The organism is Hydrogenophaga sp. YM1 (assembly GCF_016903055.1).
Taxonomy (GTDB): Bacteria; Pseudomonadota; Gammaproteobacteria; order Burkholderiales; family Burkholderiaceae_C; genus Hydrogenophaga; species Hydrogenophaga borbori.
Window position 1 is genome coordinate 663,629 of record NZ_CP070223.1, and the last position, 15,912, is coordinate 679,540.

16 protein-coding genes are annotated in these 15,912 nt (G+C 71.4%); 4 read left to right on the forward strand and 12 right to left on the reverse strand.

Annotation, left to right across the window (positions count from 1 at the left end):
* Positions 1 to 78: 78 nt before the first annotated feature.
* From JNX00_RS03255 to JNX00_RS03295, 9 genes are all read right to left on the reverse strand, one after another.
* Positions 79 to 990: a mechanosensitive ion channel domain-containing protein gene (locus tag JNX00_RS03255; protein ID WP_204744063.1), complete on the reverse strand. Its 912-nt coding sequence runs from the start codon at positions 988 to 990 to the stop codon at positions 79 to 81.
* Positions 987 to 2,381 (reverse strand): trehalose-6-phosphate synthase, encoded by a 1,395-nt coding sequence (locus JNX00_RS03260; protein WP_070400350.1) that lies wholly within the window; start codon positions 2,379 to 2,381, stop codon positions 987 to 989. The genes JNX00_RS03255 and JNX00_RS03260 overlap by 4 nt, the downstream gene beginning before the upstream one ends.
* The gene (locus tag JNX00_RS03265) at positions 2,378 to 4,204 is read right to left on the reverse strand and encodes a glycoside hydrolase family 15 protein (RefSeq protein ID WP_204744064.1); all 1,827 of its coding nucleotides are present in this window, start codon (positions 4,202 to 4,204) and stop codon (positions 2,378 to 2,380) included. The genes JNX00_RS03260 and JNX00_RS03265 overlap by 4 nt, the downstream gene beginning before the upstream one ends.
* Complete coding sequence (gene otsB / locus JNX00_RS03270) at positions 4,201 to 4,935, reverse strand: trehalose-phosphatase (RefSeq protein ID WP_070400349.1); 735 nt, start codon at positions 4,933 to 4,935, stop codon at positions 4,201 to 4,203. The genes JNX00_RS03265 and otsB overlap by 4 nt, the downstream gene beginning before the upstream one ends.
* Positions 4,936 to 5,036: 101 nt before the next feature.
* A complete protein-coding gene (locus JNX00_RS03275; RefSeq protein WP_204744065.1) occupies positions 5,037 to 6,227 on the reverse strand; it encodes a multifunctional CCA tRNA nucleotidyl transferase/2'3'-cyclic phosphodiesterase/2'nucleotidase/phosphatase in 1,191 nt (396 codons plus the stop codon).
* A 58-nt stretch (positions 6,228 to 6,285) separates the two neighbouring features.
* A complete protein-coding gene (locus JNX00_RS03280; RefSeq protein ID WP_070400347.1) occupies positions 6,286 to 6,984 on the reverse strand; it encodes a glutathione S-transferase family protein in 699 nt (232 codons plus the stop codon).
* 110 nt (positions 6,985 to 7,094) lie between these two features.
* Positions 7,095 to 7,406, reverse strand: coding sequence for a metal-sensitive transcriptional regulator (locus tag JNX00_RS03285; RefSeq protein ID WP_070400346.1), 312 nt, complete (start codon positions 7,404 to 7,406; stop codon positions 7,095 to 7,097).
* A gap of 102 nt (positions 7,407 to 7,508) precedes the next feature.
* The gene (locus tag JNX00_RS03290) at positions 7,509 to 8,462 is read right to left on the reverse strand and encodes a complex I NDUFA9 subunit family protein (RefSeq protein ID WP_204744066.1); all 954 of its coding nucleotides are present in this window, start codon (positions 8,460 to 8,462) and stop codon (positions 7,509 to 7,511) included.
* A gap of 26 nt (positions 8,463 to 8,488) precedes the next feature.
* Positions 8,489 to 10,444, reverse strand: a complete 1,956-nt coding sequence (locus JNX00_RS03295; RefSeq protein ID WP_239478250.1) for a lytic transglycosylase domain-containing protein — start codon at positions 10,442 to 10,444, stop codon at positions 8,489 to 8,491.
* 96 nt (positions 10,445 to 10,540) lie between these two features.
* Here JNX00_RS03295 and JNX00_RS03300 point away from each other — a divergent pair, with 96 nt between their 5' ends.
* A complete protein-coding gene (locus JNX00_RS03300; protein WP_239478251.1) occupies positions 10,541 to 11,191 on the forward strand; it encodes a 5-formyltetrahydrofolate cyclo-ligase in 651 nt (216 codons plus the stop codon).
* Between the two features lie 6 nt (positions 11,192 to 11,197).
* On the opposite strand, the gene JNX00_RS03305 is transcribed toward JNX00_RS03300, so the two are convergent.
* Positions 11,198 to 12,106 carry a DMT family transporter gene (locus JNX00_RS03305; protein WP_070400344.1) on the reverse strand — a complete coding sequence of 303 codons (909 nt, stop codon included), beginning with the start codon at positions 12,104 to 12,106 and terminating at the stop codon, positions 11,198 to 11,200.
* Between the two features lie 73 nt (positions 12,107 to 12,179).
* Entirely contained in the window at positions 12,180 to 13,205 is a 1,026-nt protein-coding gene (locus JNX00_RS03310) for a LysR substrate-binding domain-containing protein (RefSeq protein WP_070400343.1), read from the reverse strand.
* Between the two features lie 115 nt (positions 13,206 to 13,320).
* Between JNX00_RS03310 and JNX00_RS03315 the strand changes: the two genes are divergently transcribed.
* A complete protein-coding gene (locus JNX00_RS03315) occupies positions 13,321 to 13,782 on the forward strand; it encodes a DUF2917 domain-containing protein (RefSeq protein WP_204744067.1) in 462 nt (153 codons plus the stop codon).
* On the opposite strand, the gene JNX00_RS03320 is transcribed toward JNX00_RS03315, so the two are convergent.
* A complete protein-coding gene (locus tag JNX00_RS03320) occupies positions 13,768 to 14,139 on the reverse strand; it encodes a TfoX/Sxy family protein (RefSeq protein WP_204744068.1) in 372 nt (123 codons plus the stop codon). The genes JNX00_RS03315 and JNX00_RS03320 overlap by 15 nt on opposite strands.
* Positions 14,140 to 14,173: 34 nt before the next feature.
* On the opposite strand from JNX00_RS03320, the gene JNX00_RS03325 reads away from it, so the two are divergent.
* On the forward strand, positions 14,174 to 14,785 hold the full coding sequence (locus JNX00_RS03325; protein ID WP_204744069.1) for a TetR/AcrR family transcriptional regulator: 612 nt from the start codon (positions 14,174 to 14,176) through the stop codon (positions 14,783 to 14,785).
* 85 nt (positions 14,786 to 14,870) lie between these two features.
* On the forward strand, positions 14,871 to 15,851 hold the full coding sequence (locus JNX00_RS03330; protein WP_070400339.1) for an MBL fold metallo-hydrolase: 981 nt from the start codon (positions 14,871 to 14,873) through the stop codon (positions 15,849 to 15,851).
* Positions 15,852 to 15,912 lie beyond the last annotated feature (61 nt).

Below are 15,912 nucleotides of genomic sequence, written 5' to 3' on the forward strand. Positions count from 1 at the left end.
ACCGCGCGCGGCGCCGGACCAAGGCCGTCTGGCAATCCTGCGCGCCGCGCTCGGGCAATTGGCCGGGCGGGCGGCCGTTCAGCGCGTCGCCGCGGCGGCGGCGGCCTCGCGCAGGCTGGCGGCGTTGGCGGCCTCGGCGTCGGCGTGCACCGTGAGGTTGGGGTAGGGCAGGCGGATGCCGCGCGCGACGAACGCGCCCTTGAGCCGGCGCAGGAACTCGCGGCGGATGCCCCACTGCTCGATGGGCAGGGTGCGGAAGCGGCAGCGGATCACCACCGAGGCGTTGTCCCAGCGCTCCACGCCGGCCACCTCCAGGTCGGCCAGGATGCGGTCGCCGAAGGCCTCGTCGGCCCGCAGCCCGGCGGCGACCTCGCGGATGACCCGGACCACGGCGTCCACGTCCTCGTGCACCGAGACGGCGATGTCGCAGACCGCCTGGCTGAAACCGCGCGTCATGTTGATCACCGTGGTGATGGTGCCGTTGGGCACGTAGTGCACGTTGCCGTCGTAGTCGCGCAGCTGCACGTAGCGCAGCGTGACTTCCTCGACCACGCCGGAGTGGCTGCCGAGCTGCACCACGTCGCCCTGGCGGATCTGGTTCTCCAGCAGCAGGAAGAAGCCGGTGAAGTAGTCCTTCACCAGGCTCTGCGCGCCAAAGCCCACGGCCAGGCCGACCACGCCGGCGGCGCCGAGGATGGGCGCCACCGATACGCCCAGTTCGCCCAGCACCAGCATGCCCGCGATCAGGCTGACCACCACCACGACCAGGTAGCGGAACACGCGGCTGAGCGTCTCGGCGCGCTTGATCGCCTCGCGGTCGTCGTCGAGCCGGCCGGCCACGCGGTTGCGCAGCAGGCGGATGGCGCGCTGGGCGACGCGGACCACGACCCAGGCCAGGATCAGGATGAGCACGATGCGCAGCCCGCTGGTGGCCAGGCTGCCGAGGCACTGCCACCAGCCGGTGGCGATGTCGATGAGGTTGTCGTTCATGCTTCTTTCTCCGGTTCTTGTGTGTCGCGCAAGGCGCGCAGGAAGCTCTCGCGCCACCAGTGCACGTCCTGCGCGCGGATGCGTTGCAGCAACGCCGCGTGGCGCTGCTGGCGCTCGGCCAGCGGCATCTGCAGCGCGCGTTGAATGGTTTCGGCGGTGCGCGCCGTGTCGTAGGGGTTGACCAGCAAGGCCTCGCTCATCTGCTCGGCCGCGCCCGCGAAGCGCGAGAGCACGAGCACGCCGGGGTCGGCCGGGTCCTGCGCGGCCACGAACTCCTTGGCCACCAGGTTCATGCCGTCGCGCAGCGGCGTGACCAGCGCCACCGCGGCCGCGCGGTACAGGCCGGGCAGGCGCTTGCGCGCTACGTTGCGGTGGATGTAGCGCAGCGGCATCCAGTCGAGTTCGCCGTGCTCGCCGTTGATGGCGCCCGACAGGCTCTCCAGTTCGGCGCGCAGCGCGGCGTAGGCGTCCACCGATTCGCGGCTGGGCGAGGCGATCTGGATCAGCGTGGCGCTGCCCTGGTTCTCGGGGTAGTTCTGCAGCAGGGTGCGAAAGGCCTTGAGGCGCTGCGGCAGGCCCTTGGAGTAGTCCATGCGCTCCACGCCCACCAGCAGGCGGCGGCGCGCGTAGTCGCTGCGCAGCTGCTCGAACATCTCGCGCGCGTCCTTGCCTTCGCCCAGGGCCTGGAACTCGTCCACGTCGATGCCGATGGGGAAGGCGCGCACCTGCAGGGTCTTGCCGAAGGCGTGCCAGCCGTGCTGGCCCACCCATTGCGCGCGCAGTTCGTCGCTGGCGTAACGCTCGAAGTGCGTGACGTCGGTCTGGCTCTGGAAACCCACGAGGTCGTACGCGAAGAGCGAGCGCATCAGCCAGTCGTGCTCGGGCAGCGCGGCCAGCATCAGCGGCGGCGGCAAGGGCACGTGCAGGAAGAAGCCGATGCGTTGCTCGCAGCCCATGGCGCGCAGCTCGGCCGCCAGCGGGATCAGGTGGTAGTCGTGCACCCAGATGGTGTCGTCGGGCCGCAGCAGGGCCTTGAGTTTCTGCGCGAAGAGCTGGTTCACGCGCCGGTAGCCCGCGATGCCGCCGCTGTCGAAGTCGGCCAGGTCGAGCCGGTAGTGCAGCACCGGCCACAGCACGCCACTGCTGTAGTTCAGGTAGTAGCTGTCGTGGTCCTCGCGGCTGAGGTCCAGGGTGGCGAGCTGCACCGCGCCGGCCTGCTGGCGGTTGACCTCGCCCTGGCCCGGCGCGCCGTTCTCGGCGATGCGCCCGCTCCAGCCGAACCACAGGCCACCGCTGGCCTCCAGCGCCTGGCCCAGCGCCACGGCCAGGCCACCGGCCGCGGTCTTGCGCGGATCGGCGATGCGGTTGGAGACGACGACGAGGCGGCTCATACCACCGAATCCCAGTGCGCGGACAGGCGAACGGCGGCGTTGATCAGGCCCACCATCGAATAGGTCTGCGGGAAGTTGCCCCACATCTCGCCGGTGGTGGCGTGCGTGTCCTCGGACAGCAGGCCCAGCGGGTTGCGCACCGCGAGCATGGCCTCGAAGACCTCGCGCGCCTCGCGCACGCGCCCGGTGCGCGCCAGCGCGTCGATGCGCCAGAAGGTGCAGATGTTGAAGGCCACCTCGGGCTTGCCGAAGTCGTCGGCGGCCTCGTAGCGGCGCATGTAGGGCCCGTCGCACAGGTGGGCCTCCAGCGCGTGCAGCGTGGAGAGGAAGCGCGGGTCCTTGGGGTCGATGAAGCCGACCTCGGCCATCAGCAGCACGCTGGCGTCCAGGTCGTGGTCGCCGAAGGCCGCGGCGAAGGCCTGGCGTTGCTCGCTCCAGGACTCGGCCAGGATGCGCTCGCGCATGGCCTGCGCGTGGCCCGCCCAATAGGCGGCGCGATCGGGCAGGTGCAGGGTGCGCGCGATCTTGGCCAGCCGGTCGCAGGCGGCCCAGTTCATCAGCGCCGAGGAGGTGTGCACGCGCGCGCGGGTGCGCAGCTCCCACATGCCGGCGTCGGGCTGGTCGAAGACGCGCCGCGCGTGCTCGCCCACGGCCTCCAGCCGCTCGAACTCGGCGCGCCCCGGTGGGTGCAGCAGCCGGCGGTCGTGGAAGGCCTGAGAGGACGCGAGAACGATGTTGCCGTACACGTCGTGCTGGAAGTGTTCGTGCGCCTGGTTGCCCGCGCGCACCGGGCCCATGCCGCGGTAGCCCGGCAGGGTGTCGACGATCCGCTCCGGCAAATGGCGTTCCAGCCCCACGCCGAAGAGCGGCTGCACGTGGCCGCCGCTGTCCAGGCGCGCGCTGCCCACCACCACGTCGGACAGCCAGCGCAGGTAGTCCTCCATGGTGCCGATCTCGGACAGGCTGTTGAGCGCGCGCACCACGAAGAAGGCGTCGCGCAGCCAGCAGTAGCGGTAGTCCCAGTTGCGCTGGCTGTTCGGCGCCTCGGGGATGCTGGTGGTCATGGCGGCGACGATGGCGCCGGTGTCCTCGAACAGGGAGAGCTTGAGCGTGATGGCCGCGCGGATCACCGCCTCCTGCCACTCCAGCGGCAGCGCCAGGCGCTGGCTCCAGGTGCGCCAGTAGGCGCGCGTTTCCTGTTCGAAGTGGCGCGCCACGTCGCTCACGCTGCCGGCGACGGTTTCGTCGGGGCCGAGCAGGAAGTTGTGCTCGTGCACCAGCAGGAAGGGCTCGCTGGAGAGCACGTGGCTGATGGGCGCGTCGGTGTAGAGGCGCAGGGTGAGGTCCTCGCCCACGTAGCGCACGTGGTTGCTGCCCGAGGTGATGCGCGGCGCCTGCGAGCCCCAATGGAAGCGCGGCGCCAGGCGCACGCGGATGCGCGGCGTGCCCTTGAGCGCGCGCACGCGCCGCACGATCTGCATGGGCCGGAAGAAGCGCCCGCGCGCGGCGAAGCGCGGCGCGAAGTCGACCACCTGCAGGCCCTGGCCGTGCCGGTCCCACAGCTCGGTCACGAGCACGGCGGTGTTGGGTTCGTAGCGCTGGCGCGTCTCGGCCAGGTCCTCGATTTCGATGGCCCAGGAGCCGGACTCGCCGTCGGCGCCGCCCAGCAGCGAACAGAACACGGGGTCGCCGTCGAAGCGCGGCAGGCAGCTCCAGACGATGCGCGCGCGCGCATCGACCAGCGCGCCGATGGTGCAGTTGCCGATCACGCCCAGGTGCAGCGACGCGGCTGCTGGCGAGGCGAATCCACTGGCGGGGGTCATGGCGAAACCTCGTTGGTTTGTTGTCGCAACCAGTCGCGCAGGGCCTGGGGGCTGTCGCAGCGCAGGCGCGCCGCGCTCGGCCCCTGGCCTACCTTGATGCCGTCGCCACCGTGCGACTGGACCACCGCGAAGCCGTCCTCGTCCGTCACGTCGTCGCCCGCGAACACCGGCCGGCGGCCGGCGAAGGGCGGCTCGCGCAGGAAGCCGGCGATGGCGGCGCCCTTGCTGGTGTGCGCGGCCTTCACCTCCACCACGGCTTTGCCCTGCAGCAGGCGCAGGTCGGGGTGGTTGGCGATGGCCTGGAACATCGCCTCCACGCAAGCCGGTCCCAGTTCGGGCGCGGCGCGGTAGTGCAGGGCCAAGGCGGTCTGCTTCACCTCCAGCAGCAGCGCCGGGTGGCGGGCGGCGAAGGCCTGCGCCGCCATGACCACGGGGCCCAGCTCGGGCGTCACGGCCAGTCGGTCGACGCCATCGGCGCCCACGCGCAGCGCGCCGTGTTCGAAGGCGCCGGGCCAGCGCTGCACCGGCAGCCAGCGCTGCAGGTCGATGCGGGCGCGGCCGGTGACCAGCGCGAGCGCGCCCCCCAGCCGCTCGTGCAGGGCATCGAGCAGGCTCGGCAAATCGGGAGGGATCCGCACCGCATCGGGTCGGCTGGCCAGTTCGGCCAGGGTGCCGTCGAAGTCCAGAAACAGTGCCGACCCATGGGTCGACAGCGTGGGCAGCGTCGTCATCAGCCCGCCACCGTACCTTGGCCCCGCCCCTGGGGCAAGTTGCGGCGGCTTTGTCCGAGCCCTCGGGTGAGAGACTGCGCCAGCGCTTGACGCGCGCGGCTTCAGTCGTTCCAGATGTCGCGTTGCAGCAAATAGTGGAGGCGAGCTGTGTGTAGGCGCTCACCTATCTGCTCACCCATGGCGCCATCGGCCTGGGCCTGGCGCACGGCGGCGGCACTGTCGAAGCCCAACAGGGCCTGCAGCGCCCGATCGAGGCGGCGGATGCTGCGCCGCACCGCGGCGCCGCCGTCGGGATCGGCCAGAGCCAGGCCTTCGATCGCCCGCAGCAGTTCGCGGCAGCGCTCGGGTTTGCGCAGGGCGTCGCAGCGCTGCAGGCGCCGCAGCGCCTCGGCGGCGTCCAGGGCCTCGGGCGCGGGCCAGTCGGCGCGCTCGCGCTGAGCCATCTGCGCCAGCGCCTGCAGGGCATTGGGCACGCGCCAGTGCGCGCCCAGGGCCTGCTGGGCGGCCGCGTCGAGCGGTGCCACCAGCCAGGCCCAGCGCACGGCCAGCGGCGCGCCGGTGAACAGCGGGTGGTTGTCGGCCTCGCCGGGCAGCGCCGTGGGCAGCCGATCGGCCTGCGGGCGCGCGGCCGGCGGCAGCAGCCGGGGCAGGGCGCCGCAGTCGCGCAGGGTGTCGAGCAGCCGGCCGGGCCGGGCCTCCATCAGGCCGCGCGACACCTCTTGCCACACGCGCTCGGCCACCAGGTGGTCGGCCTCGCCGCGCTCGACCATGGCGCGCATCAGCGCGGCGGTTTCGGGCGCGGCGTCGAAGCCGGGCCAGCGCGCCCGAAACCGCGCCAGCCGCAGGATGCGCACCGGGTCCTCGGCGAAGGCCTCGGTGACGTGGCGCAGCGTGCGCGCGCGCAGGTCGGCCAGGCCGCCCCAGGGGTCGATCAGCGGGGCGCTGTCGGGGTGCTCGGCGTCCTGCGCCGCGACGGCCATGGCGTTGATGGTGAGGTCACGGCGTGCCAGGTCTTGTTCGAGCGTGACGTCGGGCGCGGCGTGGAAGGCGAAGCCGTGGTAGCCGGGCGCGGTTTTGCGCTCGGTGCGCGCGAGCGCGTATTCCTCGCGGGTGCGGGGGTGCAGGAAGACGGGAAAGTCGCGCCCCACGGGCTCGTAGCCCTCGGCCACCATGGCCTCGGGCGTGGCGCCGACGACGACCCAGTCGCGGTCGGCCTGCGCGGGCGCCGGCAGCCCGAGTTCGCGCGCCATGAGCGCGTCGCGCACCGCGCCGCCCACCAGATAGATCTGCATGGGCGCGAGTGTAGGTGGCCGGTTCGGGCCGGTCTCGCGCGGGGCCCGGCCGTGGGCGTCAGCGTGCGGCCGGGCGCAGGCGGTAGGGCTCGTCGAAATCGATGAAGTCGCGCTCTTTCAGGGCGCCGTCCACCCAGGCCGTCACGCCGGGCAGGGCGAGCACGCGGTCGACGTAGGCGCGCACCACGTCCGACACCGGCAGGGCGTAGGTGCGGATGCGCGTGCACACGGGCGCGAAGAAGGCGTCGGCGATGCTGAAGGCGCCGAACAGCAGGCCGTCGCCGGGCTGGGCGGCGAGCAGCTCGCCCCACATGGCCTCCAGGCGCGCGACGTCGGCGCGCAGGCCGGCCTGGTCGCGCCAGAGCAGGGCGCCGGTCTCGGGCAGCGAGGCCTCGATGTTCATGGGGCAGTGGTTGCGCAGGGCCGAGAAGCCGCTGTGCATTTCCGCGCAGACGCTGCGCGCGCGGGCGCGCTGGCGGGCGTCGGTGGGCCAGAGCGACTGGTCGGGGAAGCGCTCGGCCAGGTACTCGGCGATCGCCAGCGAGTCCCAGATGGCGAAGCCGTCGTCGACCAGCGCGGGCACCTTGCCGAGCGGGTTGACGGCCTTCACGCGCTGTTTGAAGACGGAGTCGGCTTCGAAGGAGTCGAAGCGGATGAGGACTTCCTCGAACGGGATGCCGGCCTGGCGCATGAGCACCCAGGGACGCATGGACCAGGACGAGTAATTTTTGTTGCCGATGAACAGTTGCAGGGGCATGGACGGGCTCCGTGAGAAGCCCGCATGCTAGGCGCCCCCGGCGGCCGAATCGATGCGAAAAACGGGCCCGATGGATGCGGGCCCGTCATGAATGCCTGGGTGCGCCGCGGTCAGGCGTATTTTTCGAGGATGCGCGTGGAGCGCTCCACGTCGCGCATGGCCGAACCTTCACCCGCGGACTCGGAAACGGCGGTCATCAGGGAGCAGGCCATCATGCGGTAGAAGGCCTTGTCCATCGCCTTGCGCGCGGCCGACATCTGCTGGGCCACCTCTTCGCAGGAGCGCTCGGTCTGCACCATGTCGATGAGACCGCGGATCTGCCCCTCGATGCGCTTGAGCCGATTGACCACATCGCGCTGGTTTTCGCTGCGCGGTTGGCTGGCGTGGCGGGAGGGGGGCGAAAAACCGTCGTACTGGGTCATGGTCCACCTATCAGTGAAAGGTACTCATTTGCGGAGGCGCGAGTGTGCCCCGAAACACCACCCCCGTACCGTTCGATGGACGCGATTGCGATGATGAAGCGATCAACGTCGCGCCTGCTGCCGCAAATGCAGTAGCTGGCTGCGCGGGTTGCGCTCGCCCAGGTAGGTGGGCGCGATGGCGTGCACGCTGGCGGGCGCGATGCCCAGGCTGTCCAGGCCCGGCAGCGCGCCGCTGGCCACGTTGGGCACCGACAGCGAGGCCACGTTGTCGCGGCTCATGAGCGGCTCGCCGGGCAACAGCTCCAGCAGGGCGGCTTGCCAGCGGCCGACGGCCAGCGGCAGCGGAACCACGGGACGCTGGGTGCTGCCCAGCCGGCCGGCGAGCCGCACCAGTTCGCCCAGCTCCAGCACCTCCGGTCCGGCGCACTCGATGGTGCGGCCAATGCTGGCGCGCCCCCAGGCGTCGTCGCCCAGGCAGGCCGCGACCGCCTCGGCCACGTCTTCCACCCACACCGGCTGCAGGCGCGCGTCGGCACCGGCCAGCGGCACCAGGGGGGAGAAGCGCTGCAGCCGCGCGAACAGATTGAGGAAGCGGTCGCCGCGCCCGAAGATGACGCTGGGGCGCAGCAGGGTGAGGGCCAGGCCCGAGGCGCGCAGCACCTCTTCGCCGCGCGCCTTGCTGCGCTGGTACATGGAGGGGCCATCGACCGAAGCGCCGAGCGCGCTGATGTGCACCAGGCGGCAGGCCGCGTCGGCCAGGCAGGCCTCGGCGATGGCCAGTGGCAATTCCACGTGCACGCGTTCGAAGGCGGCCTCGTCGCCGTGCAGGATGGCCACCAGATTGACCACCGCGTGCTGCCCCTCCATGAGGCGCAGCAGCTGGCGCGTGTCGTGCACGTCGGCCTCGACCACCGTCACGCGCGGCAGGGGCAGCACGGCGGCGGCCTTGGCCGGCTGGCGCGTGGGCACCGTGATGTGCCAGCCGCGCCGCTGCAGCTTCTCGCAGACGTGGCGGCCGACAAAGCCGGTGCCGCCGAGCACGAGGACCTTCTTCATGACGCACCTCCTGGGGCGATGGCTCCTTATGGCAACTCGGTGTTCTCCGCCGGTGCCGCCACGCTGCGCGGCCCGACGGTGCCCAGCCGCTGACGCAGCGACTGCGGCGCGCCGCTCATGAGCGCGGCGTAGTTGACGGTGTTGGTGAGCACGCGCTGCACGTAGTCGCGCGTTTCCTCGAAGGGGATGTTCTCGGCCCAGATCTCGCCGGGCAGCACGGGGCCGTTGCGCCAGGCGCGCGCGCGGCCGGGGCCGGCGTTGTAGGCGGCCGCGGCCAGCGGCATCGAGCCCTCGAAGTCGTCGAGCGCGAACTTGAGGTAGGCGGTGCCGATCTGGATGTTGGTGTCGCGCTCGCCGATCTGCTGCGGCTGGAAGTTGGACAGGCCGATCTTGCGGGCCGTCCAGCGCGCGGTGGCCGGCATCACCTGCATCAGGCCCGAGGCGCCCACCTGCGAGCGTGCCTCCACCACGAAGCGGCTTTCCTGGCGGATCAGGCCATACACGTAGGCCGGGTCCAGGCCGATGTCGCGCGTGCGGGCCACCACCTGCTCGCGGTGCGGCGTGGGAAAGCGCTGCTGCATGTCGATGGCCTCGCGGGTGCGCTGGCTGGTGTTGATGCAGCGGTCCCACAGCTGTTCGCGGCAGGCCAGGTCGGCGGCGGCGAGCAGCTCGCGGTCGCCCATGCCGCCGGGCGCGTGCAGCGCGATCTGGTAGTTCCACTCGCGCACCCCTTCGCCGCGCAGGCCCAGGCGGATGGCGGCGAGCGCGCGGCGCAGGCCAGGGTTCTGTTCGGCGGCGCGGCGCTCCTCGGCCGTCAGGGGCTCGGGCGGCGCGGGCGCCACGATGGGCAGGCCCAGCGACTCCATGGCCAGCATGCCGTGGAAGTCGCGCGGCGAGGCGATGGTCTCGTAGATCTCGCGCGCCTGGGCGCGCGCCACGCCGGCGTCGGGGTCCTGCAGGGCCTCGATGGTGCGCGCGCGCCAATAGGTCCAGCCGGCCTCGCCGCGCTGCGCGGGGCTCATGGCGTAGATGGCGTCGCGCACCGCGTCCCAGCGGCCCAGGCGCAGGCCGGCGCGCGCCATCCAGGCCAGGTGGTCGTCGGTCATGAAGCGCAGCTCGCCGCGCGCGAAGTAGCCCAGCGCCTCGGCCTGCAGGCGCTGCGCGCTGCGCTTGCCGATCACGCCCCAGAGCCAGCCGCGCTCCTCGGCCGTGAGCTGGGCGCGCCACTTCAGGCTGTCGAGTTCGCTGGCCGCGGCCGCCGGGTCCTGCGAGGCCAGGCGGATGATGGCCAGCGTGACCAGCTCCTTGGTGCGCGGGCGGATCGCGGTGATCTTGTCGTCGAGGTATTTCGCCGGGTTGGCCGCGACGGCGTCCACCGTGGGCACGGCCTCGGGCCGCACCAGGCCCACGGCCTGGCTGGCCGCGCGGCCGCGGCCGACTTCCATCATGAGCCGCGCGCGCTGCCAGGCCACGGCGGGCCGCAGGTGGCCGCTGGCCAGCAGGGCCTGCGCGGCGGTGGCGCAGCCGTCCTCGGCGTCGCGCTGCGCCAGCCAGAGCTCGCGCACGCGCTCGGCCGCCACCTCGGGCGGCAGCCGGCCGCCGGCGGCGTCCAGCATGACCGTGTAGCAGGTGACCTGGCGGTCGTCGTTCATGCGGAACAGCGGGCGCTCGGTCTCGAAGCGCGCCCAGTCGCGCGCCTTGCCGAGCTGCAGCAGCCAGTCGTTGCGCAGCCGGTCCTCCCAGTAGGTGCCGGCCATGGCGTCGAGCGCGGCGCGGATCTCGGGGGCGGGCGCGCTGTCCAGCCGCACGCGCATTTCCCAGTAGCGCGCCAGCGGCTCCAGCACATGGCCGCGCGCGCTGGGCAGCAGGCGCGTGAGTTCGCCGGACTGGCCGCGGCGGTAGGCCTCGCTCATGGCGAGCAGGGTCTGGTCGGACGCGGCGTTCTGCGCCCAGGCCATGGAAGGCAGCAGCAGCGCCGCCATAATGAGCCGCGCCCCCTGAATGGGGCGGGCCGCGAAACGCGCCATCCAGCGCTTGCGAAATCCCTGCATATCGACCTTCGTGACCACCAGCCGATTATGGACAGCAACGACGGCCAGAGTTCCCCCCCGCCCGTGGACAAGACGGCCGGCGGCACGCCCGGCGAGCAGAAGGCGCAGTGGCGCAAGGCGCTGGTGGACAAGCGCCAGCGCCTCGGCGACCGCCTGTGGCGAAACGACCAGTTGCAGCGGGTGATGCGCGTGTGGCTGGTGAACCGGCCCGACAGCGTCATCGGCGCCTACTGGCCCATCAAGGGCGAGTTCGATCCGCTGCCCGCGCTGTTTCGCTGGCAGGAAGCGGGGCTCGAAGAAGACGCGCAGGGCCAGCAGCGGCACCGCCGCATCGCCCTGCCGGTGGTGAACAAGATCGACAAGACGCTGACCTTCTACACCTGGTACCCCGGCTGCCCCATGGAAGAGGACGCCTACGGCATCCCCAAGCCCAAGGACACCGAAATCGTCCATCCCACGCTGATCTTCGTGCCCTGCGTGGGGTACGGCCCGGGCGGCTACCGCCTGGGCTACGGCGGCGGTTTCTACGACCGCACGCTGGCCACCTTGCGGCCCCGGCCGTTCACGGTGGGGTTGGGCTATGACTTCGCCTTCCTGCCCATGCTGCGGCCCGAGCCGCACGACGTGCCGCTGGACGCCGTGCTGTGCGACACCGGCGTGGCCTGGCCGGTGAACTGAGTGGTCTCAGGGGTGCTCGGCCGTGGCGTGCGCCTCGGTGATGCGGCGCTCGTGGCGGACCAGGTAGATGCCGCTGCCCACCACGATGGCCGCGCCCAGCCAGGTGTGCGCGCCCGGTAGCGTCTGCCAGATCAGCCAGTCCAGTCCCAGCCCCCAGGCGAGCGCGCTGTACTCGAAGGGCGCCACGATGGAGGCCTGGCCGTGGCGGAAGGCCTCGGTGATGGCGAGCTGGCCGCAAAACCCCGTGATGGCCAGCGCCAGCAGCAGCGGCAGGTCGGCGCGCGCGATCGGCAGCCAGTTCGGCAGCGCGAGCAGGCCCGCGCCCACCGCCATGGACAGCATCATGGTGAGGATCAGCGATTCGCTGCTGTCGCTGCGGCTGGCCAGGCGGCCCGCCACCGCGGCCACGGCGTAGCACAGCGCCGCGCCCAGGATGGCCAGCCCACCCGCGGTGGCCAGGCCAGCCTGCAGTTCGCTGCCGCTGGGCCGCAGGGCGATGAGCACGCCACCGAAGCCCACCGCGATGGCCCACCAGTGCGCGGGCGGCACGCGCTCCTTGAGGACCGGCACCGATAGCGCGGTGATCAGCAGCGGGGCGATGAAGAACAGGGTGTACGCGGCCGACAGTGGCAGCGTGCGCACGCCCAGCGTGAACAGCGTGAGCATGACGATGCCCAGCACGCCGCGCAGCGCGTGCAGCGGCCAGCGCGCGCGCAGCACCGTGTGCCAGGTGCCGCGCCAGGCGATATAGGCCAGCACCAGCGGCAGCGCGGTCAGGCCGCGCAGCGCGGCGATCTGCAGCGCCGGGTAGCGCGCCGACAGGGTCTTGAGCACCGCGTCCATGAGCGCGAAGAAGCCCACGGCGATGAGCATGGCGACGATGCTGCGGAGGTTGCCGTTACTGGGTGGGGACATGTGTTGGCGCGAAGAAGCGTTGAGTCCGAGGGGGCGCGGAACCGGTTTTGCCGGGCCGCAGGCGGCGCGGGGGTTAGTCAATCTGATCGACGGTGTCGGGGTCCGGTACGTCGCCGATGGCGTTGCGCGTGGCGGCGGCCTGGCCCAGCAGCCAGTCGGCGAAGGCCTTCACCTCGGGTCGTTGCTCGCTGCGCGGCGCCAGCACCAGCCAGTACACCAGCGGTGAGTCGATGCGCGTGTGCGGCAGCGGCTCCACCAGTGCGCCGCTGGCCAGGCTTTCGGCCACCAGCGGCAGGCGCGCCAAGGCCACGCCCTGGCCGATGATGGCCGCCTGCACGATCTGCTGCGCGTAGTTGAAGTACAGCCAGCGCTGCGGGTTCAGGCGCGGCTTGCTGCTGGCCCCCTTGCGCCCGCGCGGCGCGGGCTCGGGGCCGGCGAAGTGGTCCAGCCAGCGCTGCCAGGTGAGCCATTCCAGGTGGCGCGTGCGGTGCGCGTCGCCAGCCTCGATGAGCGAACAGCCGGCCAGGTCCTCGATGCGCTGGATGGGGTGGCTCTGCAGCAGCCAGGGGCTGGCCACGGGCGTGAGTTTTTCGCCGAACAGGCGCACCGCGCCCGGCGGCACGGCCTGCGGCACGGCGTAGCGCAGCGCCATGTCGACGTCCGCGGTGGCCAGGTCCACTGCGGCATCGGTGGCGTCGATGCGGATGTCGATGTCGGGGTGGTCGCGCTGGAAGGCCTCCAGGCGCGGGATCAGCCACATCGAGGCGAATGAGGCCCAGGTGGTGATGGCCACGCTCTTGCGACCGGCGTTCTGGCGGATGTGGCGCACCGTGTGGTCCACGCGCTCCAGCGCGCTGGAGGCGGCGCGCAGCAGCATGCCGCCCGCGCTGGTGAGTTCCACCGCGCGCGTGTGGCGCAGGAACAGCGAGGTGCCCACCTCGTCCTCCAGCGACTGGATCTGCCGGCTCACCGCGCTTTGCGTGAGCGACAGCTCCTCCGCCGCGGCGCGGAAGTTCAGGTGCCGCGCGACCGCCTCGAAGGCGCGCAGGTGCCCCATGCCGATGGGGCGGGTTCGGGGGTGGCGGGGCGTCAGGCTCATGACCGATTGATGCGGTGGACGAATCAATAGCTTAGCCGGCTTTCATTGGACGTGTTGCGCTCCAGGCCCGAGGATCACATCCGCGCCAATACCCCCTGGCGCATGGAGAAACCCCATGGAAACCCGTTCCGAATCGGCATCAACCTCGCAGCGTCCCGGCTTCGCTGTGGGCGCCCACCGGGCCATCAGCCTGCGCCCCGCCGAAGACAGCCGCCTGCTCATCACCGCCGGGCGCGCCTGGGTCACGCTGAACCTGCCGCACCAGCCCGACGGCTTCGGTGACCACCGCGTCTGCGCCGGCGAATCGCTGCTCGTGCCGGCCGGCGCCCACCTGGTGATGGAGCCCTGGACCCGCGGCGACGCCCTGCGCTTCGACTGGAGCGTGCTGCCGCAGGCCGAGGCCCGCCCGCAGCGCTTCTCGCGCGACGTGGTCAAGCCCTCGCGCGAACTCGCGCTCGCGCTGGGCCAGGCCGCGCTGGCCTTCGGCCGGCTGCTGCGCGGCGTGCTGGGCTACACCGAGTTCCTCGTCGCCGGCCGCGGCCGCGTGCTCTCGCGTTTCGAGTCAAACCCGCCTTGATCGCGCGGCGGCCTTCTTGCGCGGCGCGCGCGCGGCCACCGCGGCCTGCAGCGCCAGTCGCGCCCAGGGCTGCATGAGGGCGGGCGATTCCATCGCCTCCTCGGGCGCCGTGAAGTAGTTCAGCCGCATGGGCTTGCCTTTGGCCTCGTAGACGAAGGGCTGGCAGCCCGCCGCCAGCCAGCGCGGCTCGGTCTCGGCATTGCCTTTCAGGTACAGCGTGTTCCAGGCCACCAGGCCCACGTTCATGCCGTCCACCGACACACCCCAGCCCCCGAACATGCGCCGGGCCACCACGGGGCCCAGCGGCGACAGCAGTTCGCAGACGTGTTCGACGAAGGGATCGGAGGCGGCGGGCATGGGCGGATGAAAAGGCGGAAGGCAGAATCCTGACATGGCTCGCCCCAAGTCCGCTACCCATGACCTCAAACGCGACGAAATCCTCGACGTCGCCGCCCAGTGCTTCGCGCGCCAGAGCTTTCCGGCCGCCAGCATGAACGACATCGCCAAGGCCTGCGGCACCAGCAAGGCGCGGCTGTACCACTACTACGAGAGCAAAGAAGCGATCCTGTTCGACCTGCTGGACCGCTACACCCAGCGCCTGCTGGCCCTCATCGGCGAGGCCGAGGGCCGGGCCCAGCGCAAGAATCTGTCCGAGCGCGACGCGCTGAGCGAGCTGGTGCGCGCCTTCCTGGCCGAGTACGAAACCAGCGCCACGCGCCACGCGGCCCTGGTGTCCGACACCAAGTTCCTCGGTCCGGCGCAGCGCGAACTGGTGGTGAACCGCCAGCGCGACGTGGTGGCGGCCTTCACGCGCTTCATCCGCCGCGCCTACCCCGAGCGCGTGACCCCCACCAACCAGACCGCCCTGACCATGATGCTGTTCGGCATGATCAACTGGACCTTCATCTGGCTGCGCCCAGGTGGCCCGATGAGCTACGCCGGCTTCGCCGAAGAGGTCGTGTCGGTGCTGGAAAACGGCCTGGCCGGGCGCCGGCCCGACTGAATCCGAGGGGATTTTGGGCGTTTACTTATATGAAATGAATTTCGTTTAGTTAAAATCGCAGCTTCCCCCACCGGAGACAGACCCCATGAGCAAAGCCTTCGCTTCCCAAGCCGACCTGCAGGACAAGAAGATCACCTTCGAGCAGCTCAGCCCGCACTGCTGGGCCTACACCGCCGAAGGCGACCCGAACTCGGGCGTGATCATTGGCGAGAAGTTCATCATGGTCAGCGACGCCACGGCCACGCCCGCCATGGCGCAGGACCTGATCCAGCGCATCCGCCAGGTCAGCGACAAGCCCATCAAGTACGTGCTGCTGACCCACTACCACGCGGTGCGCGTGCTGGGCGCCAGCGCCTACCTGGCCGAAGGCGCCACCGAAATCATCGCCAGCCGCGGCACCTACGAACTCATCGTCGAGCGTGGCGCCGAGGACATGCAGAGCGAGATGGAGCGCTTCCCGCGCCTGTTCCGCGGCGCCGACAGCGTGCCCGGTCTGACCTGGCCCACCATGGTCATCGGCGATGGCCAACCCGGCCGCCAGGGCTCGCTCACCGTGGACCTGGGCGGCGTGAAGGTCGAGATCTGGCACCCCGGCCAGGGCCATACGCGCGGCGACACCATCGCCTGGGTGGAAGACGAAAAGGTGCTGTTCAGCGGCGACCTGGTCGAGTACGAGGCCGGCGTGTACACCGGTGACGCCCAGCTTGAGGAATGGCCCGCCACGCTCGAGGCCCTGCGCGCGCTCAAGGCCGAGGCCATCGTGCCGGGCCGGGGCGAAGCCATGAAGGGCAATGCCGACGTGAACAAGGCGCTGGACTACACCAAGCGCTGGGTCACCACCCTGTTCCAGGCCGGCAAGGAAGCCGCGGCCGCGGGCATGGACCTCAAGGCCGCCATGGCCCACACCCGCAAGAGCATGGACCCGGTGTTCGGCCACGTCTTCATCTACGAACACTGCCTGCCCTTCGACGTCAGCCGAGCCTTCGACGAAGCCCAGGGCATCAAGAACCCGCGCATCTGGACGGCCGAGCGTGACAAGGAGATGTGGGCGGCCTTGCAGGCCTGAACGCGCAGCGGGCGGGCCTACAAGCCCCCCGCGGCCTTGCAGGCCTGAACGCGCAGCGGGC